At 62.2% G+C, this 18,807-nt stretch carries 17 protein-coding genes; 2 read left to right on the top strand and 15 right to left on the bottom strand.

The genetic code is table 11. From position 1 onward, the window contains the following. Positions 1-170: 170 nt before the first annotated feature. The 8 genes from AC1DYF_RS34795 to AC1DYF_RS34760 all read right to left on the bottom strand — a co-directional run bounded on the left by AC1DYF_RS34795 (position 171) and on the right by AC1DYF_RS34760 (position 8,395). Positions 171-1,223 (bottom strand): Gfo/Idh/MocA family protein, encoded by a 1,053-nt coding sequence (locus tag AC1DYF_RS34795; protein WP_477882724.1) that lies wholly within the window; start codon positions 1,221-1,223, stop codon positions 171-173. Beyond that, positions 1,223-1,957: a FadR/GntR family transcriptional regulator gene (locus AC1DYF_RS34790; RefSeq protein WP_477882723.1), complete on the bottom strand. Its 735-nt coding sequence runs from the start codon at positions 1,955-1,957 to the stop codon at positions 1,223-1,225. The genes AC1DYF_RS34795 and AC1DYF_RS34790 overlap by 1 nt, the downstream gene beginning before the upstream one ends. Continuing rightward, a complete protein-coding gene (locus tag AC1DYF_RS34785) occupies positions 1,954-2,916 on the bottom strand; it encodes an ABC transporter permease (protein WP_477882722.1) in 963 nt (320 codons plus the stop codon). Before AC1DYF_RS34785 ends, AC1DYF_RS34790 begins: the two co-directional genes overlap by 4 nt. After that, a complete protein-coding gene (locus tag AC1DYF_RS34780) occupies positions 2,913-3,953 on the bottom strand; it encodes an ABC transporter permease (protein WP_477882721.1) in 1,041 nt (346 codons plus the stop codon). Before AC1DYF_RS34780 ends, AC1DYF_RS34785 begins: the two co-directional genes overlap by 4 nt. Next, positions 3,953-5,452, bottom strand: coding sequence for a sugar ABC transporter ATP-binding protein (locus tag AC1DYF_RS34775; protein WP_477882720.1), 1,500 nt, complete (start codon positions 5,450-5,452; stop codon positions 3,953-3,955). Before AC1DYF_RS34775 ends, AC1DYF_RS34780 begins: the two co-directional genes overlap by 1 nt. Positions 5,453-5,518: 66 nt before the next feature. Beyond that, positions 5,519-6,556, bottom strand: a complete 1,038-nt coding sequence (locus tag AC1DYF_RS34770; protein WP_477882719.1) for a rhamnose ABC transporter substrate-binding protein — start codon at positions 6,554-6,556, stop codon at positions 5,519-5,521. A gap of 97 nt (positions 6,557-6,653) precedes the next feature. Further along, the gene (locus tag AC1DYF_RS34765) at positions 6,654-7,613 is read right to left on the bottom strand and encodes a C-terminal binding protein (protein WP_477882718.1); all 960 of its coding nucleotides are present in this window, start codon (positions 7,611-7,613) and stop codon (positions 6,654-6,656) included. Further along, the gene (locus AC1DYF_RS34760) at positions 7,610-8,395 is read right to left on the bottom strand and encodes an acetoacetate decarboxylase family protein (protein WP_477882716.1); all 786 of its coding nucleotides are present in this window, start codon (positions 8,393-8,395) and stop codon (positions 7,610-7,612) included. The genes AC1DYF_RS34765 and AC1DYF_RS34760 overlap by 4 nt, the downstream gene beginning before the upstream one ends. A gap of 233 nt (positions 8,396-8,628) precedes the next feature. Between AC1DYF_RS34760 and AC1DYF_RS34755 the strand changes: the two genes are divergently transcribed. Then, positions 8,629-9,393, top strand: a complete 765-nt coding sequence (locus AC1DYF_RS34755; RefSeq protein ID WP_477882715.1) for an SDR family NAD(P)-dependent oxidoreductase — start codon at positions 8,629-8,631, stop codon at positions 9,391-9,393. A gap of 57 nt (positions 9,394-9,450) precedes the next feature. Here the strand turns inward: AC1DYF_RS34755 and AC1DYF_RS34750 are convergent, their stop codons facing one another. Beyond that, the gene (locus AC1DYF_RS34750; RefSeq protein ID WP_477882714.1) at positions 9,451-10,479 is read right to left on the bottom strand and encodes a LacI family DNA-binding transcriptional regulator; all 1,029 of its coding nucleotides are present in this window, start codon (positions 10,477-10,479) and stop codon (positions 9,451-9,453) included. Positions 10,480-10,663: 184 nt separating this feature from the next. Between AC1DYF_RS34750 and AC1DYF_RS34745 the strand changes: the two genes are divergently transcribed. After that, the gene (locus AC1DYF_RS34745) at positions 10,664-11,785 is read left to right on the top strand and encodes a mandelate racemase/muconate lactonizing enzyme family protein (protein WP_477882713.1); all 1,122 of its coding nucleotides are present in this window, start codon (positions 10,664-10,666) and stop codon (positions 11,783-11,785) included. Between the two features lie 41 nt (positions 11,786-11,826). Here the strand turns inward: AC1DYF_RS34745 and AC1DYF_RS34740 are convergent, their stop codons facing one another. From AC1DYF_RS34740 to AC1DYF_RS34715, 6 genes are all read right to left on the bottom strand, one after another. After that, positions 11,827-13,326, bottom strand: a complete 1,500-nt coding sequence (locus tag AC1DYF_RS34740; RefSeq protein WP_477882711.1) for an ATP-binding cassette domain-containing protein — start codon at positions 13,324-13,326, stop codon at positions 11,827-11,829. Continuing rightward, positions 13,323-14,378: an ABC transporter permease gene (locus AC1DYF_RS34735; protein ID WP_477882710.1), complete on the bottom strand. Its 1,056-nt coding sequence runs from the start codon at positions 14,376-14,378 to the stop codon at positions 13,323-13,325. Before AC1DYF_RS34735 ends, AC1DYF_RS34740 begins: the two co-directional genes overlap by 4 nt. Before the next feature lie 86 nt (positions 14,379-14,464). After that, positions 14,465-15,574, bottom strand: coding sequence for a sugar ABC transporter substrate-binding protein (locus tag AC1DYF_RS34730; protein WP_477882709.1), 1,110 nt, complete (start codon positions 15,572-15,574; stop codon positions 14,465-14,467). Between the two features lie 132 nt (positions 15,575-15,706). Next, positions 15,707-16,846, bottom strand: coding sequence for a mandelate racemase/muconate lactonizing enzyme family protein (locus tag AC1DYF_RS34725; protein WP_477882708.1), 1,140 nt, complete (start codon positions 16,844-16,846; stop codon positions 15,707-15,709). Between the two features lie 13 nt (positions 16,847-16,859). Then, positions 16,860-17,738 (bottom strand): SMP-30/gluconolactonase/LRE family protein, encoded by an 879-nt coding sequence (locus tag AC1DYF_RS34720; protein ID WP_477882707.1) that lies wholly within the window; start codon positions 17,736-17,738, stop codon positions 16,860-16,862. A gap of 12 nt (positions 17,739-17,750) precedes the next feature. Further along, complete coding sequence (locus tag AC1DYF_RS34715; protein ID WP_477882706.1) at positions 17,751-18,500, bottom strand: SDR family NAD(P)-dependent oxidoreductase; 750 nt, start codon at positions 18,498-18,500, stop codon at positions 17,751-17,753. Positions 18,501-18,807: the final 307 nt, after the last annotated feature.

Here is an 18,807-nt window from a genome sequence, read left to right as displayed (position 1 = left end):
GGATAGCGCCCGCGCGATCGGGGTTCTCTGCGATCATATCCATGAGGCCCTCCAAAGTTGGGATTGCAAACACGACTTTGATACAAGCCGTGGCGCTATCCACCCTCATGGAATCTTGTGGGGGAGATGGCCGGCAGACCAGAGAGGGTTTTCTAAGCCACAATCGCATCTCACGCTCCGATGCCTTCCTCCCGACCGGACTTGGCAGAGCGGTACATGGCGTCCAGCGCCTCCGTCACCCGCGCACCGACCATTGCATCAGCCGGATTGATGACCGGCCTGCCGGCGCAAAGCTCGACAAAGCGCAGGACCGGCAGAGCGCCATTGTAATCCGCATCGCCAGCAGCGAACGGCACGCTCTCCTCCTGGCCGTCGAGACGGCTGATGTCGAGCCGGCCCTTGCCGCTCTCACTGGCGAAGAAGATCATGCCTTCGGAGCCGTAGATGCGGATATCGAAATGCAGGCCGCGCTGCTTTGGCACGGTCGATGCGCCGGAGAGCGAAACCGTCGCGCCATTGCTGGTACGGCCAACAGCAGCGTCATAATAGTCGACGCCGCTCGGCGATTTGCCGTCCAGGCAGTAGATGCTGTTGAATCTGATATCGGCGACATGCACCAGCCAGCCCAGTGCATGCGACAGCTGGCCCCAGCCATAGCCGCCGGCACGCGCCGGGTCGGCCCAGGTGGAGGCCGGTGGGCGGAAGGTATGGTCCTTGGTCTCCAGCATCGGCGCGCCGGCAAACAGGTCCTCCAGCGCCGAGCCCATCTGGCAGACGACATGCCGCACGGTGCCGATCCGCCCCTCGCGCACCGCGGCGGCGGCGCGCTCGGTGAAAGGAGTGAAGCTCATGGCCGTCGGCACCATGACCTGCCGGCCATATTTCTGAGCCGCGGCGGCGATCGCCCAGGCGTCTTCGGCGCGTGTCGCCATCGGCTTTTCGACCAGCACATGAGCACCGGCGGCAAGGCCGGCGATCGTCGGCTCGGTATGGGCAACATGCGGCGTCGAGACGATCAGGCCGTCCAGCTTCTCAGTCGCCAGCATGGCCGAGAGAACGGTATAGCGTCCGGCAATGCCGAACTGGTCGCCCACCGTGTCGACGCGGCCGCGATCCAGATCGCAAAGGCCGACGATCTCGGCATGCGTCTTGTTCCTGATGACAGGCACATGGTTGATGGTCGCCCACCAGCCGACGCCGACGAGGCCGATCCGCGCAGCCATCAGCTTTCCTCCGCCTTGTTGCCCTGTTTGATCGTCGATTGGTAGACGTTGCGCATATGTGTATCGGCGGCGCGCGCTGCCGCCTCGGGGTCGCGCGCCTTCAATGCCTCGAACAAGGCATGGTGATCGCGCAGCGACTGCTGCAGCACGCCCGGAGTCTCCGATGCCCGCTTGCGGAATTCGAGACCGAGCACGTTGAGGCTTTCGCCGATGCGCTTGAGCACGGCATTGCCGCAACCGACCCAGATCAGTTCGTGGAATTCGAAATCGGCGTTGCGGAAGGCGAGCGGATCGTTGACCGTGTCCTGCTGGCGCTTCAGGCTGGCTTCCAGCGCCATAAGCGAAGCCTCGTCCATATTTAGCGCGGCGCGGCGCGCCACGTCGGATTCGATCAGGCTGCGCACGTCATAGAGTTCGCTGACATTGGTCTGTTCGAGCTGCAGGTAGAACTGGATCGGTCCGAGCAGCGTGTTGGGGCTGAGGTCGCTGATGAAGGCGCCGCCGCCCTGACGCGTCCTGACGACGCCCAGCACCGTGAGCCCACGCATGGCTTCGCGCACCGAGGGCCGCGACACATTGAGCGAGACCGCAAGATCACGCTCCGGCGGCAGCGCATCCCCGGGCTTCAGCACACCCGCCTTGACCATGTCGAGGATGCGACGGACGACGATTTCCGCCACGGATTCGCGCACGATCGGGATCTCGAAACCTTTTTCGGTGAAGGGTGGGCTCATGAGCTCGTCTCCGCTTTCATCTGCGCATGCCGACCAAACTTGAAGCGCGGCGCGATCACCGATGCAATGAGGAGAATGCCGATCACGCCGGTCTGGATATGGCCGGTGACATTGGCGAGCGCCATGCCATTGCGCAGATTGAGCACGATCAGGATGGAAAGGCCCGTTCCGATCAAGGTGCCCTTGCCTCCGAAGATCGAGACGCCGCCGAGAAGCACGATGGTGATGATGTCGAGCTCGAAGCCGAAGGCGACATCGCCGCGCACCGCCCCCACCCGCGCCGCATAGAGCAGGCCGGCAAAGGCGGAAATCAGGCCCGAACCGATGAACAGGATCATCTTGTGACGGCTAGTATTGATGCCGGCGAACTCGGCCACGTCGCGGTTCGAGCCGATGACATAGGTCTTGCGGCCGAAGCCGGTGCGTTGGAGGACGACATAAAGGAAGACGAAGAGCACGACGAAGGCGATGAGCGCGAAGGGGATAGGACCGATCAGGCCATTTTGTCCGAGACCGTCAAACCAGCCGGGAAAATCATTGATGCCGTGGTCTTCGACGAGGACGCGGGCCAATCCGCGATAACCGATCAATGTCGCCAGCGTCACCACCAGCGACGGCAGCCCGACCCAGGTGATGAACCAGCCATTGATCGCACCGCCCACGACGCCGACCACAAGGCAGATGGCAATCGCCAGGCGCGGATCGACACCATGCTGAAACAGCCAGCCGAAGGCGCAGGCCGAAAGACCCATCATCGAACCGACAGACAGGTCGATCTCGGCATTGATGATGATGAAGGTCATCATCAGCGCGACGATGACCTTTTCGATCGACAGCTGGAAGACGTCGACCTGGTTGGAGACGGAGAGGAATTCCGGCGAGACGGTGGCGCTGACGACGATGATGACGACAAGCACTGCAAGCAGAAAACCTTCCCAGCTCCGGAGCCGCTTGATCATGGCGTACCTGCCCTTCTTTCGAGCGCTATGCGATGGGCACGTGCCGCCCGGAATGCCGAAATCCGGCGGTTGAGGATCGTGTCCACCGTAACCGAGAGCAGGATCATCGCGCCGAGCACAGCCTCCTGCCAGAATTCGGAGACGATCTGCCAGCGCACCAGGCTGGTTTCCAGGAGGTCGACGAGGATCGAGCCGAGGAAAGCACCGATCACCGTGCCGGAGCCACCGAAGATATTGACGCCGCCGACCACGGCGGAGGCGATGGAGTTGAGTTCGAAGCCAAGGCCGGCGACGACAGTGATGTTGCCGAAGCGGGCGAGAAACACGAAGCCGGTCAGGCCCGCCATCAGTCCGGAGAGCACAAAGGCAGTGAACACCACCCGCTGCGAATCGATGCCGGCCATCTCGGCGGCTTCCGGATTGGAGCCGACGGCGAAAAGCTGACGGGCGGGTCGCAGCTGCGTCATCGCCAGATGCGCGATCAGCACGACGACGATTGCCGCGACGAAACCGGCACGGAACTGCATGTCGCCGATGGTAAACAGCTGAGTGTTGGGGAAATCCGTCAGCCACTGCGGCAATTGCTCCGTCGTCACCGATTCGCCGCCGGAGAATTCGACCAGGGCGGAGCGATAGATCGCCATGGTTGCCAGCGTGACGATGATCGACGGCACCCGCACATAGGCGACCAGGACACCGTTGATGATGCCGAAGCCGATGCCAAGCAGCGCCGAATACAGCAACAACACGATCGGGTTTATCGCCGGGAAATGGGCTACCATGCTGCCGGTGGCGAAGGCGACGAAGCCGACCACCGAGCCGACGGAAAGGTCAATATTGCGCGTCAGGATCACCAGCGTCTGGCCGGTGGCGATGATCGCCATGACCGCCACAGACGACGAGATGCGGTTGAACAGGCGGCCGTTGAGATAATTCTCGATCTGCGTCGAGAAGAACAAAAGCAGCAGGACAAGCACGCCGATGAGCACGAGAATGCGCAGGGTTTGCGGACTGATGCGGTCGAGCAGGGTCTGCATCAGGCCGCACTCCTCTGTCCGGTGGCAAGCGCCATGACCTGTTCCTGATCGGCATCCCTGTGGTCGAGGATCGCCTTCTGCTGGCCCTCGCGCATGACGAGGACGCGGTCGCCCAGCGCCAGTACTTCCGGCAGATCGGAGGAGACCACCAATGCCCCGCCGCCATTGGCGACGAAGGCGCGGATGAGATCATGCACCTCCGCCTTGGCGCCGACGTCGATGCCGCGCGTCGGTTCGTCGATGATCAGCAGGTCGGGTTTCATGTTCAGCCATTTTGCCAGCATGACCTTCTGCTGGTTGCCGCCCGAGAGCATGCCGACCCGCATCTCGACGTCGGGCGTGCGGATGTTGAGCAGCTTGCGGAAATGCTCGGCCGTCTCGCGCTCGGCGCCGGTGTCGATCAGGCCGAGGGGCGAGAGGTAGCGACCGAGGGTCGCCAGCGTGACATTCCAGCGGATCGGCAGCGCCATGGCGAGGCCGAGCTTGCGGCGGTCTTCCGAGACATAGGCGATGCCGGCATTGATGGCATCGCGCGGCGAGCTGATCTTCAGCGGTTGGCCCTTGTAATGCACTGTGCCTTCCGTCAGCTTCAGTGCGCCAAACAGCGCCAGCGCGACATCTGTGCGCCGGGCGCCGATCAGGCCGGCCATGCAGAGGATCTCGCCGCGGCGAAGCTCGAAATTGATGCCGTCGAAGACGCCGGCGACGCCGAGATCTTTTACGGACAGCAGCACCTCGTCGCGCGCAGTCGACGGCATTTTGGTGAAATAATTGCCGACCTCGCGACCGACCATCTCGGCCACCATCAGTTTCGAATTGGTCTCGGCAATCGGCCGCGTCGAAATGTGCCGCCCGTCGCGGATGACGCTGACGCGATCGGCGAGTTCGAACACCTCTTCGAGCCGATGGGAAATATAGACAACGGAAACGCCTTCTTTTGCAAGGCTGCGGGCGATGCGGCGCAATTCGCTCGCCTCGTGTGCGGACAGCGACGCAGTCGGCTCGTCCATGATCAGGACGCGAACATTTTGGCTGAGCGCCCGGGCAATCTCGACTGCCTGCTGTTCGGCCAGCGTCAGACCTGAAGCAATACGGTCGACGTCGAGCGTCATGCCGATGCGGGCAATCAGCGCCTCGGCCTTGCGCCGCATGGCGCTGCGATTGAGAAACAGGCCTTGGCCGGTAGCGGAGATGAAGATGTTCTCGGTGACGTCGAGGTCGGGGAAGACCATCGGTTCCTGGTAGATGGCGGCAACGCCCATCTGCCGGCCGGCCTTCGATCCCGAAACGGTTACCGGCTTGCCGTCTATCTCGACCTGGCCGGCGCTCGGCTGGTAGATGCCGGTCATGATCTTGATCATGGTCGACTTGCCGGCACCGTTTTCGCCGACGATGGCATGCACCTCGCCGGGATAGAGTTCCAGCGTCATGTCGATCAGCGCGGCCGTCATGCCGAAGGTCTTGGAGACGGACCTGAGCGCCAGCGTGGGTTGGGTCATTTTGTCGGGATTCCGGTAACTTGAGGTATCGCGGCCGGACAGACATCCGGCCGCGACAGCGTCGTCTTACTTCGAGGCCGCTTCGACATTGTCCTTGGTGTAAACCGTGAACGGTCCCATCAGGATGCGTTTGGCGCCGGGACGGCCCGGATCGCCCTCGATCTTGTAGTCGCCCATGCGTCCTGCGTGGAAGGTCTCGCCGATATCGCCCTTCAGCTGGCCAGTCGCCAGGCCATAGGCGGTGTAGTAGGTGAGGTAGCCAAGGTCGCGGAAGCTCCACAGCGCGAATTGCGGCGCGCAGCCCTTCATCGTGTAGGAGACCATTTCCGACGGCAGGCCGAGGCCGGAGACCTTGATCTTGTCGCACAGGCCTTCGTCCTGCATCGCCTTGGCCGCGGCCTGGATACCGACCGTCGTGGGCGCCATGATCAGCTTCATGTTCGGGTATTTGTCGACCAATGCCAACGCCCGGTTATAGCTGACTTCCGACTGGTCGTTGCCATAGACGACATCATCGAGCTTGAGATCCTTGTATTTCGCATTCTTCGCCAGCACATCCTTCATCGACGCGATCCAGGCGTTCTGGTTGGCGGCATCCGGGCTTGCCGAAAGCACCGCAAACTCGCCCTTGCCGCCGAGGATGGAGTAGGCCATGTCGGCCATGACCACGCCGATCGAGCCGAAGTCGACCTGCGCGACAAACACGTCCTCGCTCTTGCCGGAGGGGATCGGGCTATCCCAGGTGACGATCTTCGTGCCCTTGTCATGCGCCGCCTTGGCAGACGGGACGATCTGATCACCGGCATTGTCGGAGATCATCACCGCCTTCTGGCCCTGTGTGCCGGCGGTGGTCATCATTTCAATCTGGCCGGCGACGGAATTTTCGGGCGTCGGACCTTCAAACAGCAGCTTGCCCGGATTGGCGAGCTCCTTATGAGCTTCCTCCGCGCCCTGATGCGCCTGGTCGAACACCAGGATGCCGAGGAATTTCGGCAAAAGCACCATGTCGGCGCTCTTGCCCGGTTCGAGCTTGAGAGCGGCCGAATAGGCCATGCCGGTGGTGCAGAGCAGGAGCGCAGTTGCTGCGCCCAGAATCTTCGTCATTCGCATCGTCACTTCCTCCCAGTTGAAACCACGATCCCATATCGGGGTTTTCGCCCTGTGCCCGAAGCCGGACGCAGGTATTCCTCCTTGAAAATCATCACATGCGCACCGGCTTGCGCGGGCCTTCGCCCCGGAGCGCACGCGTCACATCCTCCGCCACCAGGCACTGCAGGCGCTGGATGGCACTGTCCGAATACCAGGYCGCATGCGGCGTCAGCATGAGGTTCGGCGCCGCGCGGAGCGGACTGTCGGCCGGCAGGGGTTCGACTCCGAAGACGTCGAGCGCGGCACCGCCGATAGTGCCGCGGGCGAGTGCGTCCGCGAGGTCGTCCTCGCGGATCAACTGGCCGCGCGCCGAATTGATGATGACGGCATGCGGCTGCATGGTTGCCAACCGCTCGGCGTTGAAAAAGCCAATGGTGTCGGGCGTAGCCGGAGCATGCAGGCAGAGGATATCGGCCTGTCGCAGCAGTTCGTCGGCGTCAACCTGACGGACACCGAGCGCTTCGGCATCCGCGGCCAGCAGGACCGGGTCGGAGGCGATAAAACGGAAGCCGAAGCCGCCGAGACGCCGAAGCACGGAGCGCCCGATCTGGCCCAGTCCGAAGAAACCGAACACTGTGTCGGCGAAAGGCTTCATCGGCCGGCAGACCTTGGCGGCCGCCCATTCGCCGCGCCGGACGGAAGCATCGAGCGCCGCCAGTTTGCGCAGCATTGCCAGAGCCGCTGCCACAGTATGCTCCGCGACTTCGTCGGCGCAGTAATCCGGCACATAGCCGACCTTCAGATTGTGACAGCGGGCTGCGGAAAGGTCGATATTGTCATAACCGACGCCGTAGCGGATGACGGTGGCGCCCGGGTTCAAGGCTGCCGCCGCCTTGGTACCGAACGGAGCAAATTGCACGAGGGCGACATCGGCGCCTTCGACGGCTGCCGCCACCTCTTCGGCCGTTCGGCATTGATGGGCGGCGAATTCGGCACCCGCAGCGCGCGCGGCGGCCTCCTCCTGCTCGAGCATCGGAAAGGTGTAATCGGTCACGACGACCCGGGCAGTCATGGCGCGACCTCCAGATAGTCATGGATGATCTCGCCCGCCACGAGGGTGAAGTCGGCCCGCCAGTAGAAGCCGCGCAAAGGCTCGATCACCGGCAGCCGGTAGACCGGCAATTGCGCATTGGGCCTGAGTTCGACGGTGCAGGGCCCCTCCCATGCCTCATGGACCGTCACCTCCGCCAGGCAGCGGGAGGTCAACTGGCGGATGGCCGGTCGGCCGTCGATATGGTTGACAGCCTTGAGATTGAGATTGGTGGTGAAGTCGAAATAGGGGTTCAGCGCCTCGGGTCCGACCGGCTTCTGCTTATAGGGCAGCGTACCGGTCAGCACATCGATGCCGTTGCGCTCGACACGGCCGACGATCAGGTCGCCGCGCATCTCGACCGAGGGCATGCCGAGCTTCTTCGGCTGGCCATGGATTTCGCGGCCATGGGCGACACCGATATCCGAAGACAGGACAAGATAGGGCGAGTAAGCGCCTGAGGCTTTGCCCGGCAGTTCCGCGCCGAACATGAGATTGGCCTCCGAATAGGGGCCGAGCCAGTCGGTGTCGTTCATCTTGTAGATATGCACGCAGGCAATGTCGCCGACCGGCTTGAGCGGCGGCGGCAGCAGAAAGGCCATGGCCGACGGATCGGTGCGCCAATAGAGCGTCATGATCTCGGCATTGCGGAAACGGAAGGGAAAGGGCGGGATCATCGGCGCATCCCAAGGCGTGGAGAAGTCGCCCTTGCGAATGTCGTCCTCGGTCGGACGGGTGACGCCAAATCTGGTTTCGCCGCTCATGCCGCAAGCCCTCGCACGACATGTTTGCCGCACTCGGTTCCGTCGCGCCGAATGTGCTCGAAATCATTGAGATACTGGCAGGCGATCGGAGCCGCCTCAATGTGCGTCCTGGCCGTCATTCTCTCCCGCAGCGCTGGGCAAAAGCGTTTGACAAACGCGCAAACCCCGCGCTACCCTCCTTAAAATTGGTCAGGCCAATTAACATCACTTCCAAATCTGGGTCAACTGACAAAATGTTTAATCTCGCCCCCGTGCCCGTCCCCAATCTCGCTGGAAAGACCATTCTCGTGACCGGGGCGGGCCGTGGAATCGGCGCCGAACTGGTGCGTATTCTCGACACGGCGGGGGCGAAGGTGTTTGCCGGCGTCCACATTGCCGACCGCATCGAGGACCATCCCGTCGGGGTGAGAAAGCTGATGCTGGACGTGACCAGGCAGGAGGATGTCGACGCAGCGATCGAGGAGATCAAGGCGCAGGCGGGCCGGCTGGATGTACTGGTCAACAATGCCGGAACGATCTCGACGATTGGGCCGCTGACCGATTTGCCCGCCAGCGCATTGAGCACGGCCTTCGAGGTGAATGTCGTTGGCGTCCACAGGATGACGACCGCGGCGCTGCCACTTTTGCGCGCAACAAAGGGCAGGATCATCAATGCCGGAACAGGTGCCGCGACGACACCGATGGAAGGCTGGGCCGCCTATTGCGCCTCCAAGGCCGGCATGCAGATGCTGACGCGAATGATGGCGCTCGAACTTTCGCCAGGCGGCATAAAAACCTTCTTCCTCGGCATACCGCCAACGAACACTGTCATGCAGGACAAGATCCGCGCCTCCGGCCTCAACCCGATCAGCAAGATCCCGCGGGAAAAGCTCGTGCCCATCGCCGTGCCGGCCTCCTGCATGGCCTGGCTGTGCAGCGCCGCTGCCGACGCGGTCGAGGAGGTGCTGCTGGATGTCCGGCAGGATCTGTTCACGCAGCAGATGTCGCTGGCGCTGTAGCGTCGGTGCTGGATGGCTCCTCGCTGGCGGCCATCGCCGGACGGAGCCCTGACCTGCCTATTTCCGCACCGGCAGGCACGATCCGCCGAGGATCAGATGGGTCGGGAAGGAAATGCGCTGCGCCGGCCGATCCCCTTTGCCGTTCAACCGTTCCAGCAGGAGCTGCGCCGCCGTGCGGCCGATATCCTCCACGGGCCGGTCGATCAGCGTGATCGGCCCCGGGTAAAGCAGTGCCACGTCCGAGCGGTCGCAGGCGATCAGCGAGATATCGTTGGGCACCGACACGCTCTGCTGCTGCATGGCGCGCAGCACGCCGACGAGAATGCGGTTGCCGGCGGCAATGATCGCCGTCGGCCGCTCCGACATCTGCAGCAAAGTCGTCGCCTCGCGAAAACCATAGTCGGCCGACAGGCTCTGCGAGCGGATCAGGTCGCGGGGCACCGGCAGGCCGGCGCGCTCGAAGGCCTCGACGAAGCCGCGCACCCGTTCGCGGCCCGGGCGAATGTCGCTGCCGGCGGTGATCAGCGCGATGCGGCGATGGCCGAGTTCGATCAGATAGTTGGTGGCCTGCCTGAGGCCCGGCGCATGCTCGGTGAGCACCGCGTCGATATCGAGCGGCAAGTCGCGGTCGAGCAGCACGCAGGGGATGCGCAATTCCTTCAGGCGCTTGATCGTGCGCGCGTCCTGCTCGTTATTGAGCGTCACGATCATGCCATCGGCGCGGCCGTGCTGCAGCATATCGATGGCCGCCGCCTCTTCGTTCGCCTTGCCATTGGTGCTCATCAGGTAAAGCGAGAAGCCGCGCTCTCGGATTTCCGCGTCGATGGCCTTGAAACAACTTGCATGCCAGGGATTGGCGATATCATCGATAACGAAACCCACCGTCATCGTGCTGCGCCGGCGCATGTTCTGCGCCCGCACATCCGGCTGGAAGCCCAGCGACTGGATGGCGGCGCGCACCTTGCCGAGCGTATCGGGTTTAACTGTATCAGGGGCGTTGAGACTGCGTGAAACGGTTCCGACCGAGACGCCCGAGACCCGCGCCACATCGCGGATCGTCGCCTTCTTCTCAACGCTTTTAGCCACGCCGATCCCCTTGCCGTGCAAACCGGATTTTCTCGGCCAACATGCCGGAAACCATTGCGAAACTCCATCCTAACGCAACTTATATCATGCCAGCAAGGGATATGCGACCGGTTATCGCTTGACCCAATGTGACGAACCACATTATTATGGAAACGTTTCATTTTTTCGCAGGAATGAGCGTCTCATGGTCGGACCCCTCACAATCGAGCGCATCGAATGCATCCCGCTCTGCATGCCGTTGCCGCGCACCTTCCGCGGCAGCTTCTATTACATGACGCATCGCTGTACGATCATCACCCGCCTCTATACGAAAGAGGGCATTGTCGGCGAAGTCTATAACGGCGACGAGTTCGAGACCCAGGCCGAAGTGATCAAGATCATTCTCGACGAAATCGCCCCGCGCCTGATCGGCAAAGACGCCTTCAACATCGAGGGCTGCTGGGAGGAAGCGCGCTGGCCGAGCTACAATATCCTGCGCGACCGCAAACTCGCCATGTGCGCCCAGGCCTGCGTCGACTCGGCCGTCTGGGACACCGTCGGCAAGGCGCTTGATGTGCCGCTCTACAAGCTCTGGGGCGGCTATCGCGACCGGCTTCCGGTGATCTGCATTGCCGGATATTATGAAGAAAACAAGACATTAGCGGATTTCGGCCGGGAGATGGAGGAGATCCGCGCGGCAGGCTATGCCGGCTGCAAGTTCAAGGTCGGCGGCCGTACGCCAAAGGAAGACGCCGAGCGCGTTCGCGCCGCCCGCAGTGCCGTCGGCGACGATTTCGTCCTGTGCGTCGACGCCAACCAGGGCTGGACTTTGCGGGACGCGGTGGCGTTTTCACGCCATGCCCGGGACCTCAACATCCGCTGGTTCGAGGAGCCGGTGCGTTGGTACAACGACCGCCTCGACCTTGCCGCCGCGCGCAATCAGACGGGCATTCCAATCACCGCCGGGCAGAGCGAGATCAGCCGCGCCGGCTGCCGTGACCTGATGATGTCGGGCGCTATCGACGTCTGCAACTACGACGCCAGCTGGGGCGGCGGCCCGACGGAGTGGCGACGGGTGGCTGCTTTGGCGCAAGCGTTTACCTGCCAAATGGGTCATCACGAGGAGCCGCAAATCTCCGCGCACCTGCTGTCGGGCATTCCGAATGGGACATATTTGGAAACGTTTCATCCGGATCGGGACCCGATGTTCTATGCGCTGGTGGCGAACCGCTCGAAGTTTGACAACGGCTATTACGACGTGCCGCAGGGCGCCGGATTCGGGCTTGTGCTCGATGAAGGGACGATCAAGAAATATAAGGTGAATTGAGCACGGACTGCTCGGGCATTGCTGAAAAGCGGCGCCTGAGATTATCCCGCTTTCAATAGCCTCTCCCGACTTTCCTGCTCCAACCGGGTAATATCCGTCGCCAGTTGTTCCACCTGATCGTAGCTCGCCACCGTCAATGCTTGCGAAAGGCGACCGTCGGCGACGACATGCACGCGGTCGGCGGCTTCATAGACCTCCAATATCTCGGTGCAGAAGATCACCACCACATGGCCGGCATCGGCATAGTCGCGCAGGAGCCGGTAGATCTCGGCCTTGCTATGGATGTCGACGCCGCGCGTCGGCTCTTCGAGCAGCAGCAATTTCGGGCTGCAATGCAGTGCCTGGGCAATCGCCACTTTCTGCTGGTTGCCGCCCGACAGCGAGCGAATGCCTTGTGTCGTCGTCCGCGCCTTCACCAGGAAGCGCTTGACGGCATCTTCTGCCATCTCCTTCATCCGCCGGGTCTTCAACATCAGTCCGACACCGGCGATCTCGGGCTTGCCGAGCCGGACGAGCAGGTTCTCGCCGACGGAATAGTTGCTGTAAAGGCTGAGCTGCCGGGTCGCCGGAACATAGGCGGTCATCGTGTCGACCGCCCGCTCACCGGTTTCGCCGCCGATGCTGATCGTGCCCGTGCAGCGCTCCAGCCCGGCGAAGGAGCGGATCAGTTCGCGCGAACCGGAACCTTCCACGCCGACCAGGGCGATAATTTCGCCGGCCTTGCCGTCGAGCGTGATATCGCGAAAAGCTTTGCGATGCGTCCAGTGGCGGACGGAGAAGGTCGGCTGGGCAGACGCAGAGGCCATGGCTTTCGGCACGGCTGAGCCATGCACGGCGCCGCTATCGACCACCATCTGGCGGGCGATGCCATCCTCGGTCAGAGCCCCGGCTTCGAGGATCGTGCGCACCCGTCCGTCGCGGACGATGGCGACGCGCTTGCAATGCGCCACCAGGTCTTCGAGCCGATGCGTGACCAGCAGGACGATATGGCCGCTCGCCGCCAGTTGACGCATTTCTCGGAACAGTTCGTTCGATTCATCGGCGGTCAGCGCCGAATTCGGCTCGTCGAACAGAAAGACTTTTGAGGAGCGGGCGACGGCCCGGGCGATTTCGGTACGCTGCTGCGTGGCCAGCGAGCATTCCGACAGCTGCCGGTTCCGGAGATGGCCGATACCGAGCGCGTTCATCACGGCGGCATCGGCATCGCTTAGTTTCGGCCTGGCACCGCTGGTGCCCTCGCACCCGACCAGCATGTTTTCCGCAACGGTCAGATTGGGGAAAAGCTGCGGCTCCTGATGCACCACGGCCACTGCCTGCCAATCCGATGTCGGCGACCAGGGCTGGCCGTCGAAGGTCAGCTCGCCGCTGTCGGGCCTTTCTTCGCCGGCGATCATGCGGATCAGCGTGCTTTTACCCGCGCCGTTAGGGCCGGCAATACCGAGCACCTCGCCGGGGAGGATGTCGAGATCGACACCATTCAGCGCGATCGTGCTGCCATAGCGCTTGCTGACGCCACGAATGCCGATGCCCTGACCGCTCATGACGCCCTGCTCTTCCGCAGTTTGGTGAGGAAGAGATCGAGCGCCACGGCGCCGATGGTGACCGCGCCGAGGAAGAGTTGTTGCACATGCGGTCCGGGCGACAGCAGCGCCAGGCCGATCTGCAGCTCGGCCAACAGCAGGGCGCCGCCCAACGTGCCGACAATCGTGCCCTTGCCTCCCGACAGGCTGGCGCCGCCAATGATCACCGCCGCGAAGACCGGGAAGGTCTGCGACAGGCCGATATCCGGCTGGCTGGTCTGGATGAAGGAAAAGTCGAGAATGCCGGCCATCGCCGCAAGCACCGAGCAGAGAATGAAGGCGAGAATCTTGTATTTCCGCACCGGCAGCCGCGCCAACCGGCCGGCTTCCGGATTGCCGCCGATCGCCATCAGACGGAAGCCGAACAGCGAGCGATGCAGCAGCAAACCGACGACCACGGCAATGCCGAGCATCCAGAAGATTTCGACAGAGAGACTGTATTTACCGATATTCTGCGTGAGGCCGATGAAGAAGTTGAGCTCGCCCGGATTCACGGTGACATCCGGCGGCGGGTAGTTCGGATTGAAGGTCTGCGTGTTGGTGACCCAGAGCGACARGCCATAGAGCAGGTTATAGCTGCCGAGCGTGACGATGAAGGATGGGATCTTCATGCTGGTCACCAGCAATCCGTTGAAGATGCCGACGGCGATGGCGACGATGATGACGATCGGGATCGCGAGATAGACCGACACGCCCCACACGATCCAGACAACGGCCAGCGTATTGGCCGCCAGGCCATACATGGCGCCGAAGGAAAGGTCGATTTCGCCGACCACGATCACCAGCGTCAGGCCGATGGCCATGATCGCCACGGAACTCATCGCGCGCAGGACGGAAACGGCCAGATTGGGATTGGCGAAATTGGGGTTGATGATGATAAAGACCAGCGCCACGGCGATGACCGCAAGAAACAGGCCGCCGATACGCAGTGCCGCGTCGACCGTGGCCTTGGCGGCGGAAAATCCCCGTTTCGTCTCGGCCGGCTCCGTGATCTGACCTGGATTCATATTCATCTCAACTCCCCGTCTTGCTCACGGCGTTTGGCTGGCCGGAATCGATCGAGCCGCTTGCAGCGGCTCGACTGGTTGTCTGCAAGAAATCACTTCTGCGACATGGTCTTGTCGAGCTCGGCGCGCGCTTGGGCGACATCCGGTTTCATCACCGCCTTGAGCGTTTGCGTGTTGGGCAAGATCACGCCATTCTTGAGGAACTGGGCACAGGCGGGTGCGCCGAAGGCTGCCTGGTCGGGCCAGCGCTGGTCGAGCTGCGCCACCTGAATGCCCTTCTCGATCGCATCGAGCTGACCCTTGGAGGAGTTCCAGCCGATGGTGAACACCTTGCCGGCCATGCCCAAGCTTTCGATGGCGCGGTCGGCATGTTCGGCGCCGATATCGACATTCTCGATGAACTGCACATCCGGATTGGCTGTCAGGAACGAACGGAAGACGTCAAAAGTCTTGCCCGGCTCATAGCTGGTGTTCAGGCCGTTGGCGGCCGTGGTGACGAATTTGGCGTCCGGAATGGCGGCCTTGATGCCTTCCTCGAAACCCTTCATCCGGCCCTGCGCCCAGAATTGCGTCGGGTCGCCGCCGGACACCGCAAAGACCTTGATGTCGGTCTTGTTGTTGTCCTTGATCCATTTCAACACCGCTTCGGCGGCGGTATGGCCTTCCTTGTCCGGGATCTGGGTGAAATTGGTGAATTCGTGGCCGCGTGAGGTGACGCCAGCCGTAAAGACCGGAATGCCCTGATCCATCAGCTTGTTGGTGATCGCCGTCATCGCGTCCGAGCTGACCGGCTCGATGCCGATGCAGTCGACTTCGCCGGCAGCAAGCTTGGCTTCGATCTGGCTGACCTGCTGGTTCGGGTCGTTTTGCACAGGTGCGATCGCGGCGCAATCCATCGGATAGATGGCATTGCCCATCTTGCAGCCCATGTCGAAGCCCGCCTTGTATTGCGGCGAGAACAGCGGAATACCGGAGGCCTGGTAGGAGAAGACGTAATTGATCTTCTCGCCCTTCTTGATCTTGTCGGCGATGCGGTCGGCAAGCTTGAACGTGCCCCAATCGCGTTTGACCTGAAGCGGCGCACCATCGACCTTGTCGCCCGAAGTGGGGATCTGGCTTTCATCCGCCAATGCCAGGCCGGCGGCGGAAATGGTGGCGCAGCTGACGGCTGCCAGAAGCATGTGACGGTAAGTTTTACGCATGTGTTCCTCCCAGAACAGTTGAATTTCCAGACTTCCCAGGAAGGACCAGCTCCTCCAGCCACCTTCCTGCACCCTGTCCGTTCATGCAGTCCGCCGTCGTTTGGGCAGCGATTGCTCCCCGCGAGATGCATGTCAGACCAATCCCAGCACCTTTTCGCTGCGATAGCTGTTAACGACGTCCTCGTTCACCTCGATGCCCAACCCCGGCCCGGTCGGCGGATACATCCAACCGTCCTTGTGCTCGAAAGGTTTTGGCACGAGATCATGCTGCATCGGGTTCCTCAGCGGCTTCAGCTCGAACAGCTTGCAGGCTGGCGAATTGAAGGAAATCGCCAGACTTGCCGCCGTGACGATCGCCGACGACCAGGCATGCGCATTGGCCTGCCGGCGATAGAACTCGCAGCGCTCCGTCACTTTCTTGAAGCCGGTAATGCCTTCGGCGCGGCCGGGATCGACGCCGATCACGTCGACCGTGCCAGTCGCCAGCACCCGCTCGAACTGTTCGAGCGTCCATTCGCGCTCGCCATAGGCAATGCGGGTGGTGGTCTTGGAACGGAGATTGGCATAGCCTTCCGGGTCCCAGGCGCCGAGCGGCTCTTCGATCCAGGCGAGGTTATACTCCTCCATCGCCTTGGCGCGGCGCACGGCGTCGGTGACGTCCCATTTGATGGCGATGCCATTGTCGATCATCAGCATCTTGTCGCCGAGCACTTCGCGCATCGCCTTCACATAGGCAACGTCGCGATTGTGGTCATAGCCGAGGCGGGCATTGCCGCGCTTGCCGAAGCCGGTTTTCAGGCCCTGCAGGCCGGTCGAGACCCATTCGCGGGTTTCCTCTGCCATTTCGGCAATATCCTCATAGTGCGCATGGCAGGAGGCGATGGCCGGCAGGCGCTCGTGGACCGGTCCGCCGAGCAGATCGAGAACGCTCGTGTTCAGCGCCTTGCCCTTCAAATCCCAAAGCGCGATATCGATCGCCGCGGTCGCATAGGAGGCGATGCCGCCATGATAGCCGTACCACCAGGCCTGCTGCTTGTTTTGCCGCCAGAGCGCCTCGGTCTGCACCGGGTCCTTGCCGATCAGATTGGGCGCCATGCCTTCGATGATCGCCTTGGCAGCGAAATTTGCCTCCGGAAACTGGGTGATCGATTCCCCCCAACCCACCTGGCCGTCATCGGCGGTGATCTTGGCGAGGCAGAGATGCCGGAGCGCATTAAAATCGTTCGGTTCGGGATAACTGACCGGGATGGCTTCGACTTTGGCGATTTTCATGCTGATGCTTTCCTTATCCGATCGCGCCGCGATAGAGCGGCATGCCTTCGACGCCGAGATCGACCTCGATCAGGTATCCTGTCATGGCCGACCCAGTCGTGTCGAACGGACCCATGTCGCAGCAGAACAGCTTGCCGCCCCTGCCGAACACGCAGTTAAGGATCGTGCCTCCCGTCTCGAGGAAGTCGACATGCCTGCCGTCTTTGGTGAAATGATCGACGCCTCCCGCCGCAACCGCCGTGATCCAGAGGTCGCCGTTGATGTCGATCTTCAGGCCGTCGGGAATATGGCCTTCCGGCATCTTGCAGAGCAGCGACTTGCTGCCATCCGGCTTACGGCGGATGACATTAAGCGTGTAGGACTCGACCCAGATGAGCGAGCCGTCCGGCTCGGCGACGATGCCGTTCGGATAGACATAGTCCAGCTCTTCGAGAATGTGGGCGGAACCGTCCTTGTCGATCACGCAGATGCGGCCGGGATGCGGTTTCTCGGCCTGGTTCCAATCGCCGGAATCGGTGAAATAGAGCCGGCCATCCGGGCCGAAGGTCAGGTCGTTCGGACCGTCGAATTTAAAACCATCGGCCTCGGTGACCAGGATTTCCACCTTGCCGCTGGCAAACGTCTTCTGGATCGACGGTGGGCGGTGTTCGGGCGCAACCCACTGGCCGACATTGGGCGTCTGGGTGGAATAGACCGCGCCGTCGCTGCCGAGCATGCAGGCATTCGGGCCGCCGCCGACAAAGGCGAACTGGCCCTGTTTACCGCTCTTCGGGTCCCAATAGCCGATTTCGCTGGCATAGGTATTGGCATAGATCACCCGGCCATCGTCGAGCTCATAGGGACCTTCGGGATGGCCGAGGCCGGTGGCGCGGATCACTTGCGGTCGTTTCATCGTCTCCCCTCTCTACCAGGTCACCAAGCCGCCGGTGAGATTCACCGCCTGGCCGGTCATGTAGCCTGCCTCGTCCGACAGCAGGAACCAGATGGCACCCGCGCATTCCTCCGGACGCGCCGGCCGGCCGAGCGGCACGGTCTTGTTGCGCGCCTCGTTCATCGCCGAGAGTTCCATCCCCCGTAGCTTGGACATGCCGGCGAGCACTGTATCCTGCATCGGCGTGTCGACGATGCCCGGGCAAATGGCGTTGACGCGTACCGGGCGCGAGGCCAGCGCATAAGCGAAGGAGCGCGTGATCGACAGGATCGTTGTCTTCGACGCAGCATAAGCCGCCACCTCGGTCGTGGCGGCAAGCTTGGCCGAGCTGGACGACAGGTTGACGATTGCCCCGCCGGGCCGGAGTTTTGGGCCAATCTGCTGGCAGAGGAAGAAGACGGATTCGGCATTGACCGTGTGAATCCGCCGCCAGTCGTCGAGCGTGATGTCGAAGATCGACTTCACCACCAGCACACCATGCGAATTGACCAGATAATCGGCGCCATCCGCCGCTTCGGCAAGCTTTGCACGCGCCGCCGGATCAGCGAGATCGGCGGGGAGCCCTTCATAATTGTCGTTGGCGACGCCTTTGAGCTTCTCGGCATCGATATCGACGCCAAGCACCTGCACACCTTCGGCCAGCAGGCGCAGCGCCACTGCCCGTCCGATGCCGCTGCCGGCCCCGGTCACAATTGCGCGGCGCTTGCGCTCTCCTGCAGTCATTGCGTCTCAAACCTCCCCGGCCGGCCATGCTTGGCCCCTGCGACCGCCTCTTGCGGCGACATGGAGATATTCCTCCCGAACAGCCTCAGCCGTCCGCGGGAATGCATATTGAAACGTTATCAGAAGAATGCAAGAACTTTTTTGTGGCCAGTACGGCACATGGATGAGCCGCATCAAATGGCCAATCCGCGCCTTGACGGCAATTCCGAGACGACGAAAACGCCCACGGCGATTTTCATACATTCCATTTATTCAAGTAATTTCAATATATTGATTTGATTCCTCTAGCGTTCAGATGCCGATATGT

This window comes from Rhizobium sp. P2_G9 (assembly GCF_056403475.1).
Note: the sequence above shows the minus strand (reverse complement) of the source record. Positions and strands in the feature narration are given on the sequence as shown.